This window comes from Halomonas sp. LMYGS-3 (assembly GCF_059509875.1).
Map to the genome: position 1 here is coordinate 33,188 of NZ_JCAKFQ010000005.1, position 16,652 is coordinate 49,839.

Below are 16,652 nucleotides of genomic sequence, written 5' to 3' on the forward strand. Positions count from 1 at the left end.
GACAGGGAGGACGAGCCGCCGGAGCACTGAGCCGGCGGCTCGCCCGGATCACTCGCGGAAGGGCTCGACGTCGCCACGCCCCTCGCGGACGATCTTCGGCGGCAGCTCGCGCAGGTCGATGACGCTGGTCGCCTCGAGGTGGCAGGCGCCGCCGTCGATGATCAGGTCGAGGTGGGCGCCGTAGCGGTCACGGATCGCATCCGGATCGGTCATCGGCAGCTCCTCGCCCTCCGGGATCAGGGTCACGCTCATCAGCGGTTCCCCCAGCGCATCGAGCAGCGCCCGCGTGATGCTGTGGTCCGGCACGCGCATGCCGATGGAGCGGCGCTTGGGATGCAGCAGCAGCCGCGGCACTTCGGTGGTGGCATTGAGGATGAAGGTGTAAGCCCCCGGGGTATGGGCCTTGAGCAGACGGAAGACGGCATTGTCCACCTTGGCGTAGGTGCCGATCTCGGAAAGATCCGAACAGACCAGGGTGAAGTTGTGCTTGTCGTCCAGCGAGCGCAGCCACTTGATCCTCTCGATGGCCTTCTTGTCGCCGAGGTGGCAGCCCAGGGCGTAGCCCGAATCGGTGGGATAGGCGATGACGCCACCGTTGCGAATGATCTGGATCGCCTGGTCGATCAGCCGTTTCTGGGGATTGTCTGGATGGATCTGGAAGAACTGGCTCATGCGAGCTCCCTGTTCGATGGCCGATGGATGTCTGTCACTATAACCGCGGCCCGCCTCTCACGCCGCCACCCCGACGACGCCGGCCAGGCGCGGATGCGTCCAGACCGGTGGCGTGGCGGTGCGGGGTACCGGGCTCATGCTGCCCGGGGCCAGGTGCCCCCCGGGAAAGTGGAAGTCACTGCCCACCGAGGCGTAGAGGCCGCGCTCCTGCAGCTGGCGCGCCAGGTCACGGGTCGCATCCGGGTTCTGGAAGCCGCTGACCAGCTCGGCGGCCTGGCCGCCGGCGGCGCGGAAGGCATCGAGCAGCAGGCCGCGCTTGCGCCGGGTCAGGCCGTGGCGCATCGGATGCGCCAGCACCGCCACGCCCCCCGCATCGAGCACCCAGCCCACGGCGTCGGCCAGCTCCGGCCAGTGCGCCTTGACGTCGCCGGCCTTGCCGTTGCCGAGGTGCTTCCTGAAGGCGGTGGCGACATCGGGTACCAGCCCCGCCGCCACCAGGGCCCGGGCGAAGTCGGGTCGACCCAGCGGGCGCAGCGAGCCGGCCTGTTCCCGGGCCCGCGCCAGGGCGTCCTCGAGCCCCAGCGTCTCCAGGCGCCGGGCGATGAGCTCGGCCCGCGCCTCACGCGCCACGGCCTGGGCCTCGAGCCCCTCGACCAGGGCGCCCCGCGCTCCCTCGGGCAACAGCCCGACCACATGGATATTGACGCCGGCCCAGCGGGTGGAGAGCTCGGTCCCGGGCAGCAACCGGATGCCCTCGCGCGCGGCGGCGACGCTGGCCTCGGCGATACCGGCCATGGTGTCATGGTCGGTCAGCGCCATGTGAGTCAGGCCACGCGCCTTGCACAATGCCACCACCGCTTCGGGCGACAGGGCACCGTCCGAGGCGGTGGAGTGCATGTGCAGGTCGATGGAAAGCGGAGAGCTCTCGCCCTCGAAACGGGCGGGAAGTGCGTTCATTGGCAATGACGCCGGCAGGTGACTTTGTCAGAATATCCGTTCATGGTGCTCGCCCGGCCGACCCCGGTCAATGCCGGGCCCTGCCGGACCCCGCGGCCCGTGCCGCGCAACCGAGGAAGCGACTGCAATGCTCTATGCGATCATCAGCGAAGATGTGAAGAACAGCCTGGAGCGGCGCCTCGCCGCCCGCCCCGACCACCTGGCCCGGCTCGAGAAGCTGCGCGACGAGGGCCGCCTGGTGCTGGCCGGCCCGCATCCGGCTATCGACAGCGAAGACCCGGGCGAAGCCGGCTTCTCCGGCAGCCTGGTGGTGGCCGAGTTCGACAGCCTCCAGGACGCCCAGGCCTGGGCCGACGCCGACCCCTACATGATCGCCGGGGTCTACGCCAAGGTGACCGTCAAGCCCTACAAGAAGGTCTTTCCCTGATTTATCCACCGACGGTTTTGCACAGGATCTGTGGATAACGCTGTTGAAACGCCGCGGACGCCTGGCGACAACCCAGTCACGCTGGCGCCACGGCGTCAGCGATCACTTTCTGACCAGCGCCTGCCCACGGGAGCCCCGCCTTGACCGCCGCCCCTGACGGCCTGCCCCCGATGGCGGGCCTGGAGATCGCCCGCCTCGACTGGCGCCAGGACGAGACGGGCGAGTCCGCCCCCCACTCGACGGTCTTCGACGACGTCTACTTCTCGCGCCACGACGGCCGGGCCGAGACCGAGCATGTCTTCATCGCCGGCAACGACCTGCCACGGCGGTTCGCCGAGTGGCGGGAAACGCGCCCCTTCGTGGTCGCCGAGACCGGCTTCGGCACCGGCCTCAACATGCTCTGCGCCTGGGCCTGCTTCGACGCCCACGCCCCCGCGGGGGCCCGGCTGCACCTGGTCTCCACCGAGAAGTTCCCGCTCGCCAGGGAGGATCTCGCCCGGGCGCTGGCCGCCTGGCCGGACCTCGCCGAGCGCGCCGCGCGGCTGGCCGCGCAATGGCCCGAGCCGGTGGCCGGGGTGCATCGGCTGTGGCTCGACGCGCGGGTGGTCCTCGACCTGCACTTCGGCGACACCACCGAGCGGCTGGCGCGGCTCGACGGTCGGGTCGACGCCTGGTTCCTCGACGGCTTCGCACCGGCGAAGAACCCCGAGATGTGGCGCCCCGGGCTGTTCCTCGCCATGGCCGAACGCTCGCGGCCCGGGGCGACCCTGGCCACCTTCACCTGTGCCGGCGTGGTCAAGCGCGGCCTGGCGGCCGCCGGCTTCGCCTGGCGCAAGGTGCCCGGGTTCGGGCGCAAGCGCGAGATGCTCGCCGGCGAGATCGCCGCGCCGCCGCTGGACGAGCGCCGCCGTCGCACCCCCTGGTTCGCCGCGCCGGCCCCGCTACCGGCGCGGCATGTCGCCGTCGTCGGCGCCGGCCTCGCCGGCGCCAGCGTGGCGCACGCCCTGGCCCGGCGCGGGATCGCGGTGACCCTGCTCGACCGGGAAGGCCCCGGGGCCGGCGGCTCCGGCAACCGCCAGGGGGCGCTCTACGTCAAGCTGGCGGTGGCGACCAACCCGCAGAGCCGGGTCTATCTCGCCGGGCTGCTGCACAGCCGCCGCTGGCTAACGCGGCTGGATTCGGAGCCGGATAACGAGACCCTGGACCCGGCCCGAACCCTCTGGCGGCCGAGCGGCGTACTGCAACTGGCCATATCGGAGAAGGAACGGGAGCGCCAGGCCCGCTTCCTGGCGAACCATGCCCTGCCGACGAGCGTGGTGGAAGGTCTCGATGCCGCAACCGCCGGTGAGCGCGCCGGGCTCGAGATAGGTAGCCCCGCCCTGGACTATCCGCTGGCGGGCTGGGTCAGGCCCGCGGCGCTCTGCACCCGGCTGGCCGACACGCCGGGCGTGACCTTCCATCGGGCCGAGGTCACATCGCTCGAGCGGGGGAAAGACGGCTGGCAACTGGTCCTGGCCGATGGCGTGCGACTCGACGCCGATCAGGTGGTAATCGCCACCGCGGCCCTGGCCAACCGCTTCGCCCAGACCGCACAGCTGCCGCTGCAACCGGTGCGCGGCCAGGTATCGCAGCTCGCGCTGCCGGCAGGGGTGACCGGGCCCGAACGGGTGATCTGCGCCGGCGGCTATGTGTCGCCGGCGCTCGACGGCGCGCTCACCTTCGGCGCCACCTTCGCCCCCAACGACGCGGTCGCCGACCTGCGCGAGGCGGACCACGCCGCCAACCTGGCCGAACTCGCGCGCACCCTGCCCGCCTTCGTGGCGGCCCTGCGCCGGGCGGGGGTCGACCTCGACCCGAGCCGGCTGGCGGGGCGGGCCGCGATCCGCGCCGCCAGCCCCGACAAGTCGCCCTACGCGGGCCCGGTGCCCGACGCCGAGGCCTGGCGGGCCGACTACGCCGCACTGGCCAGGGACGCGACCCGCGTGCCCGCCACGCCCGGCCGCCACCATGGCGGGCTGTGGATCAGCACCGCCCACGGCTCGCGGGGGCTCGCCAGCGCGCCGCTGTGCGCGGAACTCATCGCCTCGATGATCTGCGACGAGCCGCTGCCGCTGGAGCAGCCGCTGGTCGATCACCTGCACCCGGGCCGGCGCATCATCAGGGACCTGGTGAGGGGGAAGCAGGCCTGACTCGAGGCCTTCTGTGGGGCTTGGCTCTGCCGGGGGGTAGCTTCCCTGCCAGGAGCTTGGCTCTGCCGGGTGGTAGTTTCCCTGCCTGTGGAAGCTTGGCTCCGCCGGGGGGTAGTTTCCCTGCCTGTGGGAGCTTGGCTCTGCCGGGGGGTAGTTTCCCTGCCTGTGGGAGCTTGGCTCCGCCGAGCGATTGGCGCCGAAGGCGCCTTGGCGGTGGCCGCCAACCTGGCCGATAACCGCCCAGCGCCGCTTCGCACCGCCATCGCCCCGCAAAGCGTGGCTCCCACAGATAATCGGCCGATGCCTGCCCTGGAGCTCCGCTCCCACAGCCAACCGGCCGGCTGCTGCCGTGGATCCCTACCCTTCCTCGTCGTCGGCCAGGTCGCGGCCGAAGGCGCGCCACTGGGCCAGCGTCATCACCTCGGTGGTCTCGGTCTCGAGGTCGTGGGCGATCAGCAGTTCGCCGCGCTCGAGCTGGCGCTTGAGCTCGGCGACCCAGCCGCGCATGCCCTCGCCGGTGTCGGTGGTGTCGTAGCCCTGGCGGGTGACGAAGGCCTCGAGCAGGGCGTCGAGGGTCTCGCCGGGCAGCATGCGGTGGGGTACCTCGATAAAGCGACCGTCATTCATTGCGCTTCCTCTCCGTTCTCCCAGGCCTCGAGCCGGGCGAGGAAGGCCGCCTCGTCGAGCACCTCGACGCCGAGCTGCATGGCCTTCTCGAGCTTGCTGCCGGCGGCCTCACCGGCCACCACGGCGGCGGTCTTCTTCGACACGCTGCCGGCGACCTTGGCGCCCAGTGCCTGCAGCCGCGCCTTGCCCTCATCGCGGGTCATGCTCTCCAGGGTGCCGGTGAGCACCCAGGTCTGGCCGGCCAGCGGCTGGGGCCGCTCGCTGATCGCCTCCTCGGCCCAGGTCACCCCGCGGGCACGGAGGTCCTCGATGGTGTCCAGGTTGTGTGGCTGGCGAAAGAAGGTATGCACATGGGCCGCCACCACCGGCCCCACGTCGTCGACGGCCTCGAGCTCCTCGACCTCCGCCTCCATCAGCGCCTCCAGGGTACCGAAGTGGCGCGCCAGGTTGGCGGCGGTGGCCTCGCCCACCTCGCGGATGCCCAGGGCGTAGATGAAGCGCGGCAGGGTCGTCTGCTTGGCCTTGTCCAGCGCCGCCACCAGGTTCTCGGAGGACTTCTGCGCCATGCGAGGCAGGTCGGCCAGCCGCTCGGCCTCGAGCCGGAACAGGTCCGCCGGGGTGGTGACCCAGTCGCGCTCGACCAGTTGATCGATCAGCTTCTCGCCGAGGCCGTCGATATCGAGCGCGCGACGCGAGGCGAAGTGCTTGAGCGCCTCCTTGCGCTGGGCGGCACAGAAGAGCCCGCCGGAGCAGCGCGAGACGACCTCGCCCTCGATGCGCTCGATCTCGGAGTCGCACACCGGGCAGCGGTCGGGGAAGACGATTTCCCGGGCGTCGGCCGGGCGCTCCTCCGCCAGCACCCGCACCACCTGCGGGATGACATCGCCGGCGCGGCGGATGGCCACGGTGTCGCCGATCATCACTCCCAGGCGGGCGATCTCGTCGGCATTGTGCAGGGTAGCATTGGAGACGGTGACGCCGGCCACCGAGACCGGCTCGAGCCGCGCCACCGGGGTGATGGCCCCGGTGCGCCCGACCTGGAATTCCACATCGTTGAGTCGGGTGGTCTGTTCCTGGGCGGGAAACTTGAAGGCGATGGCCCAGCGCGGTGCGCGGGCGACGAAGCCGAGCTCGCGCTGCAGGCGCAGGTCATCGACCTTGATCACCACGCCATCGATGTCGTAGCCCAGGCCATCGCGCTTCTCGCCCAGGCGCCGGCAGTAGTCGATCAGCCCCTGACTGCCGGTGACCACCTCGAGCTCGGCGCTGGTGCGCAGGCCGAGAGCGCCGAGGCGCGCCATCAGCTCGCTGTGGGTGGCATCGCCCTGGTCCGGCTCGATCCGCGCGACCTGGTAGGCGCTGAACTCCAGCGGTCGGGTGGCGGTGATCCTGGGGTCGAGCTGACGCAGGCTGCCGGCGGCGGCATTGCGCGGGTTGGCGAAGACCTTGCCGCCCTCCTCGCGCGCCTTGTCGTTCAGCGCCTCGAAACCGGCGTGACTCATGACCACCTCGCCGCGCACCTCCAGCAGGGTCGGATGCGCCTGGCCACGCAGCTTGAGCGGGATGGAGCGAAGGGTGCGCAGGTTGGAGGTGATGCCCTCGCCGGTGCGGCCGTCGCCCCGGGTCGCGCCGCTGATCAGCAAGCCGTTCTCGTAGACCAGCGATACCGCGGCACCATCGAGCTTGGGCTCGCAGCAGAAGGCGAGCGCCTCGCCGTCGACCTCGAGGCGGTCGCCGATGCGCTTGACGAAGGCGGCGAGCTCCGCCTCGTCGAAGGCGTTGTCCAGCGATAGCATCGGGACGGCATGCCGGACCTCGGGGAAGCCGGCATCCGGTGCCGCGCCGACCCGCTGGGTGGGAGAATCCGGCGTCACCAGGTCGGGATACGCTTCCTCGATCTCCTGCAGCCGGCGCAGCCGGCGGTCATAGTCGGCATCGGTGAGCCTGGGCGTGTCGAGCACATAGTAGCGGTAGTTGGCGTCTTCGAGTTCGGCGCGCAGACGCGCCGCTTCGTCGCGAATGTCCTGATCGGGCGGGGTCATGGAGTCCTGGTTCTCGGTTTATAGCGAGGGCTCGAAGCCAGATTGTGGCCTAGCTTACCAAAGCAACAACCCCCGTGGGGCTACCTCACGGGGGTTGTCTTCCAGCTTACCGCTTACAGCTTACAGCTAATTCACCTGGTAGCGGTGCAGGCGATTGCGCCGTGCGAACTCCTGGACCCGCTGGCGGGCGAATCCCACGGTCTGGGCGGTCATCACGCTCAGGTTCTCGTCCTTCAGCTCGCCACCCAGGTGGCGGACGACGACCATGGCGGTCTCGACCATCGCCTCGAAGGCGGCCGCGGTGTCGCTGGCCCCCGGCAGAGGCATCAGCAGGGTCACGCCAGGCGTGCGGAAGTCGTCCATGGACTCGATGGGGAAGGTCCCCGGTTTGAGCACGTTGACCATCGAGAACTGCAGTTGACTCTCCGGGTCCTCGGTCTCGAAGCGGTGGAAGATCCCCATGTCGCGGCTGTAGCGCAGCCCGCAGGCGAGCATCAGGTCGAGCAGCGCGGTGCCGGAGAAGCCCTGCTCGTCACGGGACATCACGCTGATGACGATGATCTCCTCGGCGTGGCTGAGCGCATGCCGGGCATGCTCGGCACTGACGTCGTGACGCAGCGCCTTCTCGAGCACCGGGTGGGCGCGCACCACATCGCTCTGCCGGAAGGGTTCCTCGTGCGCCGCAGCCTCGTCACGGGGCGCTTCATGCTCGCGGGCCGACGCATCGCCGTCGGTGCCGCTCGTGGCATGCGCCTCGAGAGGGAGCGCCTCGGCATCGCGCAGCCGCGGCGGCGCGAACAACGGATCATCGTCGTCGGCCTGGGCGATGGCCTCGGCCTCGAGCCGGCGGCGCTCCTCTTCGGCCTGGCGGCGCTGTTCGGCGGCACGTGCGGCTTGCTCGGCCTTCTGCTGCGCGCGGCGCTGCTTCTCCAGCCGTTTCCGTTCGCGGCGCTCGGCGATGCTCTTCTGCAGTGAGGTACCGAAACGTTGCATGGAGACGCCCACGCGCTTCGAGCCACTCTTGATCGAATCGCTCATGCCGTCGAGGTCAACCAGGCGGTAGCGCTCGGCATCCTGATACTCGTCGTGATGATCCTCGGGATCGGCGGCCAGGGGCTCCGCGCCCGCCCCGCCCGTCTCGGGTGCATCGTCTGCCAGCGCCGAGAGGCTCGGTTCGCGACGCTCGCCGGCGGCCGGTTCGCTGGTCCGGGGCTCGACACTGTCGTCGTCCGGCCCCACGCCGGCGGCGGGACGACGGGATGCCGGCTCGGCCGAGCGGGCCTTGGCACGCTCCGGCGCTTCATCCTTCCGTGCCGTCGCGCCCGGGGCCTCCTGCACACGCGCCTCGCGCGCCGGCGCGACGTCATCGGCTTCCGGCCCGGCCCGCGGAGCCGGGATGTCGCTTGGCTGGACCGACTCGCCACTCGCCGACGGGCCGGCCTCGGCCTTGAAGCCGGCCAGCACACGCGAGGGCCCGGGATGCTCCTGGCGCTCGAGCTTGGGTTTGGGTTGCATGCTGCTGTAGTCCGCGGGCCTGACGACTCGCGCCCCTCCGTTGGGCAGCTCCCAGTTGATTTCAGCCTCGCGGGCCGCCGCTTCGGGATCGAGGTCCTGCCCTCGCGCGTCGCCTTCCACCTCGTCGAGGCGAGGGATTCGACGCTGGCGCTGCAGGCGACGCACTCCATCGATGACGATGAGGGTCACCAGCGCCAACCCCAGGATGATCAGCCACTCTCTAAGTTCCATGGGTCGTCATGCCTTTTGCTAAGGCGCCATGCCTGATGGTTGTCCGTCAACAGCATAGCGCGATTGCCAAAAAAAGGGCCACTTTTTTTGTTTGTCAAGCCTGGCATTTTCCTGCCTGGAGTCGACAGTGCCCTGTGCAATCGCCCTTCCCTAATCCCTGTGCATCCATGCAATGCAGCAACATTGCCTTCCTTGTTACCCCTTTTGCCGCCCACGATCAAGTCCGTCAGGCCTCGGCCAAGGCCGCCGCCTCCTCGACACCCACTGCCACCAGCCGCGAAACCCCCGGCTCCTGCATGGTCACCCCCATGAGTCGTTCCGATGCCTCCATGGCGATCTTGTTGTGAGTGATATAGATGAACTGGACCGTCTCCGACATCTCCTTCACCAGCTTCGCGTAGCGGCCAACATTGGCGTCATCGAGAGGGGCATCTACCTCGTCGAGCATGCAGAAGGGAGCCGGATTGAGCTGGAAGATGGCGAAGACCATCGACAGGGCGGTGAGCGCCTTTTCCCCTCCGGACAGGAGATGAATGGTGCTGTTCTTCTTGCCTGGCGGTCTAGCCATGATCGCCACGCCCGTCTCGAGCAAATCCTCGCCGGTCAGGGTCAACCATGCGGTTCCGCCACCGAAGACTCGCGGGAAAAGCGACTGCAGGCCGGTATTGACTCGCTCGAAGGTCTCGCGGAAACGGGTGCGGGTTTCCTGGTCGATGCGGCGGATCGCCCGGTCGAGGGTCGCCAGCGCCTCGCTGAGCTCGGCGTGCTGGGCCTCCAGGTAGTCGCGCCGCTCGGCCTGCTGGTCGTACTCCTCGATGGCCGCCAGGTTGATGGCGCCGAGCCGGCGGATGCGCTCGCCGAGCTCCTCGAGGCGAGTCTGCCAGGCGGAGTCGGTGGCATTGGGATCCAGCGACTCGGCCAGGGCGGTGGCGTCGTGGCCCAGCTCCCCGAGCTGCTCGTCCTGGGTCTCGGCCTTGAGGCTGAGCGCCTGGACCTGCATCCGCGCTTCCTGCAGCCGCTCGCGGATGCCCTCCAGGTGGCGCTCGTGCCCCTGCCGCGCCTGTTCGTCCTCGCGCAGTCGCTCGACCAGCTCGGCGGCCCGGCTACGTACCTCGTTCAGGGTGCGCTCCTCGCGCTCGCGGCGGTCGAGCAGTTCGTCGAGGCGCTCGCGACGCTCCTCCTCGGGCTCACGCAGCGACTCGCGTTCCTCCTCGAGCTCGGCGGCGCGCTGCTCGAGGCGTTCGCGCGTCTCGCTGGCGCGGCCCTGCTGTTCGGCGAGCCCGGCCCGCTCGGTGGTCAGACGCTCCTGCTCCAGGGCGAGCTGCTGGACCTTCTCGGCCAGTGGGCGCTGGCGAGCGCGCAGCGAGGCGAGTCGCTCCCGGGCCTGCTGGCGCTCGCGGTCGAGCCGCTCGCGGCGCTCGGCGCCCTCCTCGAGGCGCGCCATGGCCTGTTGCCAGCGGTCGCGGACCTCCTCGATGGCCAGCTGCGCTTCTTCGCGCGCCTCGGCCAGCCCGGCGAGCTCCTCGCCGAGCTCGGCGGCGCGCCCTTCCAGGTGCTCGAGGCGGCTGGCGAGGCCACTGTCCTGCACCGCCAGTTGCTGACGCTGCCGGTCGAGGTCCCGCTCCCTCAATCGGGTCTCCTCCAGGGCGCCTTCGGCCTGCTCGACCCGCTCGGCGGCCTCATTGAGCCGCGCCTCCTGCTCGCCCAGGCGCGCCTCCACGGCCTCGAGCTCGGCCCGCACCTCCGCCTCGCGGCGGCGACTGACCAGCAGGGCGTCGAGCCCCTCGCCCCGGCCGCGATGACGTACCCAGCCCGAGCCCAGCCAGAGGCCGTCGGCGGTGATCAGGCTCTCGCCGGGAGCGAGCGCCTCGCCCGCCCCCCAGGCCGCCTCGCGGGAGTCGGCGCAGCGGATACCGGCCAGCCACTGGGCGGCGGCGCCGGCGCCGCGTACCTTCGTCGCCAGGCTGTCGGCAGGGGCGGAGCGCTCGCCGGCCTCGAGCAGGCCGAGCTCGCCGGGGGCGGCATCGAGGGCGGCACGCCCCGCGCCGAGGGGGCTCAGGCGTGCCCGCAGCCAGGGAGCGAGCACCCAGGAGACGACTTCTTCCCAGCCGGGCTCGACCTCGAGGCTCTCGCCCAGGCGCGGGGCCTCGGCCAGGCCGTGTTCGGCCAGGTGGGCGTCGAGCGCCTCGTCGTGATCGGCCAGGCCGGCCTGAATCAGCGCCTCCAGCGAGGCCAGTTCGCCCTGCAGGGTACTGCGTCGCTGGCGATCGGCCTCGCGTGCCTGCTCCGTCTCGCGCACCCGCTCCCGGGCGGTATCGCGGCTCGCCTGGAGCGTCTCGCGGCGCTCCTCCACCGCTTCGCGGGACAGCTCGAGCTCGACCAGCCGCTCGGCCAGCTCGCTGCGCTGCCCGGTGAGCAGGGCGATGTCGGGCAGTTCCTCGTGCTGCTGGCGGCGGCGCCGCTCGTCGGCGTCGAGGCGCTCGAGCTGCCCCTCGAGTTCGCGCAGGCGATCCTGGGCGCGCTCCGCCTCGCGGCTCGCCTCTCGCCACTGCTCGTTGAAGGCCTCCCAGGCGGCATCGGCCTCCTCGGCCAGGGGCTCGGCGTCCTCGAGGCCGGCCTCGAGCTCGGCGAGCTGCTCGGCGACCTCCTCGCGCTCGGGCACGAGGGTCTCGAGGCGTTCGTCGAGCCGCGCCAGGCGGTCGCCGTCGTCCTCGCCCAGGCGGTCGAGCTCGACGAGCTCGCGGCGGGCGTTCCCCAGGTCGCGGGCGAGCTGGGCGTCGCGGGCCCGGGCGTGTTCGATGTCCTGCTCGAGGCGAGCGATGGCGGTGGTGGTCTCGTAGAAGCGCGCCTGCTGGGCGTCGAGCTCGCCGGCCAGCCGGTCGTGGTCGGCGCGCGCCTCCTCGAGGCGGGTCTCGCACTGGCGCAGCCCCAGCACCTCGCGCTCGACACCGGTCTCCAGGTCGCGGACCCGGCTCTCCTCCTCGAGCTGGCTGGCGCGCAGGGCACGGGCACGCAGCAACGCCAGCTCACCCTTCACCCGGTGCTCCTCCTGCTTGAGGGTCTGGTAGCGGCGGGCGGCCTCGGCCTGGCGCCTCAGGCGCTCGAGCTGCTTGTCGAGTTCCTCGCGGATATCCTCCAGGCGATCCAGGTTCTCCTGGGTGCGGCGCATGCGGTTCTCGGTCTCGCGGCGGCGCTCCTTGTACTTGGAGATGCCGGCGGCCTCCTCGAGGGTGGCGCGCAGCTCCTCGGGACGCGCCTCGATCAGCCGCGAGATCATGCCCTGGCCGATGATGGCGTAGGAGCGCGGGCCGAGGCCGGTGCCGAGGAAGAGGTCGGCGATGTCGCGGCGGCGACACTTCTGGCCGTTGAAGAAGTAGTTCGACTGGCCATCGCGGGTGACCAGGCGCTTGACGGCGATCTCGGCGTACTGGGCGTAGATGCCGCCCATGGCACCGTCGCGGTTGTCGAACAGCAGTTCGATGGAGGCCTGCCCCACCGGCTTGCGGCCGGTGGAACCGTTGAAGATGACATCGGTCATCGACTCGCCGCGCAGGGTCTTGGCCGAGGACTCGCCCATCACCCAGCGCACGGCGTCGATGATGTTCGACTTGCCGCAGCCGTTGGGGCCGACGATCGCGGTCATGTTGCCGTCGAAGGGCACCGTGACCGGATCGACGAAGGACTTGAACCCTACCAGGCGAATCGACTTGAGGCGCATCCCTGCAGACTCCTCCGCTAGCCTGTGGCCGTCATTCGAAGACCCGGTCGATCACGAGCTCGACGGGCTCGCCGTCGACGCTGCCTACCGCCACGCCCTCGCGGTCGCCGAACAGGTCACCGGCCTGGGGGGTGGCCTCGCCACTGGCCGAGACGCGCACCACCAGTCGCGCCTGGCTCACCCGGGAGAGGCTGGCCTCGGGCGACATGGCGCGGGTGTCGTCGAGCACCAGGTCGGCCGGCAGGTCGCCGAGGCTCAGCCGGGCGACGGCCAGCGGCGGCAGTTCGCCCTCCATGTCCCTGGCCACCACGAACACCGCGGCATCGGCGTCGACGCGATCGGCGAGGTCGGCGGCGAGGCTCACCCGCACATGGATGCCGGGCCCCTCGGCGGCGGCCTGCTCGCGCTCGTCCGGCGCGATGCCCAGCCTCTGCTGGGCCACACGGATGCCCTCGCGCAGGGCCTCGCCGGAGGCGGCATCGTCCATGCCGGCGATGGCGCGTCGCCACTGCTCGATGGCCCGTTCGTAGTCGCCGCGGTCGAAGGCCTCGATGCCGAGGATGCCGAGCACGGTGGGCTGGCTGGAGTCCAGCGCCAGGGCCTCGTCGATCAGCGCCTGCACCTCGGCGGTCAGCTGGCGATCGGCGACGAAGAACTTGATCTGGGCCAGTTGGCCGAGCAGCGGCGCGCGGCGCCCCTCGATCGCGATGAGCCGCTCCAGGGCGTCGATCGCCTGCTCGCCCCGGCCGGCATCGCGGTAGAGCGGGAACAGCGACATCCAGACGTTGGGGTTGTTCGGCTGGCGGGCGGCCTGCTCCTCGAGCCGCTCGATCATCATCGCCAGCGAGCCGTCGGGATGGTCGATCACTTCCTGCTGAACCGCCAGCAGGGTGAGGTCGCCCTCGGCGCCTTCGCGCTGGTACCAGAACGCGCTGGCCACCACCACGGCGACCATCACCAGCGGCACCGCGAGACGGCCGGCCGCGGAGGGCCTGAGCGGGGCACGCTTGAGGTGCTCGGTGTCGTCGAGCAGGCTGCGCTCGAGTTCGAGGCGGTCCTCCTCGAAGCGGGCCTCGTCGATCTCGCCCCGTTCCAGGGCGGCCTCCAGCGACGCGAGGCGACGCTGGAAGATGGCCACGTTCTGCTCGCCGGCGCGGTCGTTGGCCTCGAAGTCGCGCTGGGCGTCGTGCACGACACGGGCACGCCGCAGCGGCGCCGCCAGCAACCACAGGGCCGGGAGCAGCAGGACGGCGAAGGCGATCCAGAGTAGGGTCATTCGGTCCTCTCGCGATTGATCAGGGCGTCGAGGCGGGCGCGCTCCTCGGGGGTGAGGGCGCTGGCCGAGGCGTTGCGGCGGGCCCGCACGACGAGGATCACCAGCACGCCGCCGAGCACCACCAGGGCGGCCGGCAGTCCCCACAGCAGGAAGGTGCGGCCTTCCAGCCGCGGGTTGTAGAGCACATAGTCGCCGAAGCGCTGCACCATGTGATCGCGAATCTCCATGTCCGACCTGCCGTCCTGCAGCAGCGCGTAGACCCGCTCGCGCATGTCACCCGAGACCGGTGCCGCGGAGTCGTTGATCGCCTGGTTCTCGCAGGTCGGGCAGCGCAGCGAGGCGGTCAGGCTCTGGTAGCGCCGCTCGAGCACCGGGTCGTCGAACTCGCGCACCTCGATGGCCGCGCCCTGGGCCAGGCCGGCGGCCAGCAGGCCCAGGCACAGCACCGCCAGGAAGGATCGCATCAACGCCATTTCTCCACCTCCGGCAGGATCTTTTCCCGGACCTCGCCCGGCGCGATGTAGCCGGTGTGGTGATAGCGGATCACGCCATCGGCATCCACCAGGAAGGTTTCCGGGGCCCCGTAGACGCCGAGCTCGAAGGCCAGCTCGCCGTCCGGGTCGAAGATATTGGTCTCGAAGGGGTCGCCGAACTCCTCGAGGAAACCGAGCCCCTTCTCGCGGGTGTCCTTGTAGCTGATGCCCACCAGGCGGATGCCGCGGTTGGCGAGGTCGAGCAGCTGGGGCATCTCGCGCTTGCACTCCGGGCACCATTCGCCCCAGACGTTGACCAGGGTCGGCTCGCCGGTGGTGAGCAGCGAGCGGTCGACCCGGCGCTCGGCGTCCTCCAGGGTCGCCAGGTCGAACTCGGGGAAGTCCCTCGCCATCAGCGCCGAATCCCGGTGGAAGGGATTGAGCGACAGCCCCTGGTAGAGGAACCCCGACAACACCAGGAAGCCGAGCAGCGGCAACAGCAGCAGCAGACGTCGTTTCATACGGTCGCCTCCCGGCCACCGGTCTCGGCGGCCTGCGTCTCGGGGTCGCGCGCCGTGGCCAGGCGACGGTAGCGCTTGTCGGCCACCGCCAGCACACCGCCGGCCGCCATCAGCAGCGCGCCGAGCCACAGCCAGCGCACGAACGGCTTGTACTGCACGCGCATCGCCCAGGTGCCGTCGTCGAGGTCCTCGCCCATGGCCACGTAGAGGTCACGGAAGAACCCCGGGCGCAGGGCGACCTGGGTCATCGGCATGCCGCGGGCGATGTAGAGCCGCTTCTCGGGGGTCATGGTGAAGCTGCGCCGGCTCTCGCCGCGCTGCACCTCGATCACCGCGCGGTCGGCCAGGAAGTTGGCACCACGGCGGCTGGTGAGTTCGGTCATGGTGAAGGTGTAGCCGGCGACCTGGACGCTGTCGCCGGGCCCCATGCGCACGTTGCGCTCGATATTGTAGTTGGACACCACGGCCACGCCGACGATGGTCACCGCCACGCCCAGGTGGCCGAGCTGCATGCCCCAGTAGGCCAGCGACAACCGCTTGAGGCCGGCGAGCCGCGTGGTGGCGTTGCGGGCCTTGTCGTAGAGGTCGCGCAGCATCGGCAGCACGATCCACAGCGCCGCCACCAGGCCGATGGCGACCCAGGCGTTCCACTCGCCGCCATAGAGGAAGGGCATCGCCGCGCCGATCACCACCGCGGCGAGTGCCGCCCCGCCCAGCCGATGCCACAGGTCGCGGCCGTTCATGCGCTTCCAGCGCGATACCGGCCCGAGCCCCATGAACACGCACATGATCACGGTCAGTGGCACGAACAGCGCGTTGAAGTAGGGGGGGCCCACGCTGATCTTGCCGAGGTTCAGCGCATCGAGCAGCAGTGGGTAGACGGTGCCCATCAGCACGGTGACGGTCATGATCACCAGCATGATGTTGTTGATCAGCAGCAGGGCGTCGCGGGAGAGCCAGGTGAAGCCGACCCGGTGGCTGACCCGCGGGGCACGCAGGGCGAAGAGCAGCAGCGACAGGCCCACGGTGATGCCCAGCAGCACCAGGATGAAGAAGCCCCGGGCGGGGTCGTTGGCGAAGGCATGCACCGAGGTGAGCACCCCGGAGCGCACCAGGAAGGTGCCGAGCAGCGACAGCGAGAAGGTGGTGATCGCCAGCAGCACCGTCCAGCTCTTGAAGGCACCGCGCTTCTCGGTGACCGCCAGCGAGTGGATCAGCGCCGTGCCGGTGAGCCACGGCAGCAGCGAGGCGTTCTCCACCGGGTCCCAGAACCACCAGCCGCCCCAGCCGAGCTCGTAGTAGGCCCACCAGCTGCCGAGCGCGATGCCCACGGTGAGGAAGGCCCAGGCCAGGTTGGCCCAGGGGCGCGCCCAGCGAGTCCAGGCGGCGTCCAGACGCCCGCCCAGCAGGGCGGCGATGGCGAAGGCGAAGACCACCGAGAAGCCGACGTACCCCATGTAGAGCATCGGCGGATGGACGATCAGGCCGAAGTCCTGCAGCAGCGGGTTCAGGTCGGCGCCGTCCTGGGGCATGTTGGGCAGCAGCCGCTCGAAGGGGTTGGAGGTGACCAGGATGAACAGCAGGAAGCCGACACAGACCAGCCCCATCACGCCGATGACCCGGGCGACCATGTCACGCGGCAGCTCGCGGGAGAAGCGCGCGGCGAAGTAGCCCCAGCCGGCGAGCATCAGGCTCCACAGCAGCACCGAGCCCTCGTGGTTGCCCCACACGGCACTGGCCTTGTAGTACCAGGGCAGCATCGAGTTGGAGTTGTTGGCGACATTGGCCACGCTGAAGTCGTCGAGCAGGTAGCTCGCCGTCAGGCAGGCATAGGCGATCACCACGAACAGGAACTGACCGGCCGCCATGGGTCGGGCATAGGCCATCCACAGGGGTCGACGGGTCGCCGCACCGGCCAGGGGCATCACCGCCTGGACCGCCGCCAGCAGCAGGGCGATGACCAGGGCGTAGTGGCCGACTTCGGGGATCATCTGGATCAGCATG

Annotated in this window: 12 protein-coding genes; 2 read left to right on the forward strand and 10 right to left on the reverse strand. The window is 70.5% G+C overall.

The genetic code is table 11. The features are described 5' to 3' along the window. Window positions 1–48 precede the first annotated feature (48 nt). Window positions 49–672, reverse strand: a complete 624-nt coding sequence (locus tag AC5W54_RS06210; RefSeq protein ID WP_495961204.1) for an L-threonylcarbamoyladenylate synthase — start codon at window positions 670–672, stop codon at window positions 49–51. Between the two features lie 57 nt (window positions 673–729). After that, on the reverse strand, window positions 730–1,629 hold the full coding sequence (locus tag AC5W54_RS06215; protein WP_495961205.1) for a PHP domain-containing protein: 900 nt from the start codon (window positions 1,627–1,629) through the stop codon (window positions 730–732). A 127-nt stretch (window positions 1,630–1,756) separates the two neighbouring features. Between AC5W54_RS06215 and AC5W54_RS06220 the strand changes: the two genes are divergently transcribed. Beyond that, on the forward strand, window positions 1,757–2,056 hold the full coding sequence (locus AC5W54_RS06220) for a YciI family protein (protein WP_495961206.1): 300 nt from the start codon (window positions 1,757–1,759) through the stop codon (window positions 2,054–2,056). Between the two features lie 140 nt (window positions 2,057–2,196). Continuing rightward, window positions 2,197–4,245 carry a bifunctional tRNA (5-methylaminomethyl-2-thiouridine)(34)-methyltransferase MnmC2/FAD-dependent 5-carboxymethylaminomethyl-2-thiouridine(34) oxidoreductase MnmC1 gene (gene mnmC, locus AC5W54_RS06225; RefSeq protein WP_495961207.1) on the forward strand — a complete coding sequence of 683 codons (2,049 nt, stop codon included), beginning with the start codon at window positions 2,197–2,199 and terminating at the stop codon, window positions 4,243–4,245. A gap of 357 nt (window positions 4,246–4,602) precedes the next feature. Here mnmC and AC5W54_RS06230 read toward each other — a convergent pair whose 3' ends face one another. From AC5W54_RS06230 to AC5W54_RS06265, 8 genes are all read right to left on the reverse strand, one after another. After that, window positions 4,603–4,872: a YheU family protein gene (locus AC5W54_RS06230; protein ID WP_495961208.1), complete on the reverse strand. Its 270-nt coding sequence runs from the start codon at window positions 4,870–4,872 to the stop codon at window positions 4,603–4,605. Next, on the reverse strand, window positions 4,869–6,914 hold the full coding sequence (gene ligA, locus AC5W54_RS06235; protein ID WP_495961209.1) for an NAD-dependent DNA ligase LigA: 2,046 nt from the start codon (window positions 6,912–6,914) through the stop codon (window positions 4,869–4,871). Before ligA ends, AC5W54_RS06230 begins: the two co-directional genes overlap by 4 nt. A gap of 126 nt (window positions 6,915–7,040) precedes the next feature. Then, window positions 7,041–8,660 (reverse strand): cell division protein ZipA, encoded by a 1,620-nt coding sequence (gene zipA, locus AC5W54_RS06240; protein ID WP_495961210.1) that lies wholly within the window; start codon window positions 8,658–8,660, stop codon window positions 7,041–7,043. Between the two features lie 226 nt (window positions 8,661–8,886). Beyond that, window positions 8,887–12,378 carry a chromosome segregation protein SMC gene (smc, locus tag AC5W54_RS06245; protein WP_495961211.1) on the reverse strand — a complete coding sequence of 1,164 codons (3,492 nt, stop codon included), beginning with the start codon at window positions 12,376–12,378 and terminating at the stop codon, window positions 8,887–8,889. Window positions 12,379–12,409: 31 nt separating this feature from the next. After that, window positions 12,410–13,654, reverse strand: a complete 1,245-nt coding sequence (gene ccmI / locus AC5W54_RS06250) for a c-type cytochrome biogenesis protein CcmI (protein WP_495961212.1) — start codon at window positions 13,652–13,654, stop codon at window positions 12,410–12,412. Beyond that, complete coding sequence (locus AC5W54_RS06255) at window positions 13,651–14,127, reverse strand: cytochrome c-type biogenesis protein (RefSeq protein ID WP_495961213.1); 477 nt, start codon at window positions 14,125–14,127, stop codon at window positions 13,651–13,653. Before AC5W54_RS06255 ends, ccmI begins: the two co-directional genes overlap by 4 nt. Continuing rightward, the gene (locus tag AC5W54_RS06260) at window positions 14,118–14,648 is read right to left on the reverse strand and encodes a DsbE family thiol:disulfide interchange protein (protein ID WP_495961214.1); all 531 of its coding nucleotides are present in this window, start codon (window positions 14,646–14,648) and stop codon (window positions 14,118–14,120) included. The genes AC5W54_RS06255 and AC5W54_RS06260 overlap by 10 nt, the downstream gene beginning before the upstream one ends. Then, complete coding sequence (locus AC5W54_RS06265; RefSeq protein WP_495961215.1) at window positions 14,645–16,651, reverse strand: heme lyase CcmF/NrfE family subunit; 2,007 nt, start codon at window positions 16,649–16,651, stop codon at window positions 14,645–14,647. Before AC5W54_RS06265 ends, AC5W54_RS06260 begins: the two co-directional genes overlap by 4 nt. Between the last annotated feature and the right edge of the window lies 1 nt (window position 16,652).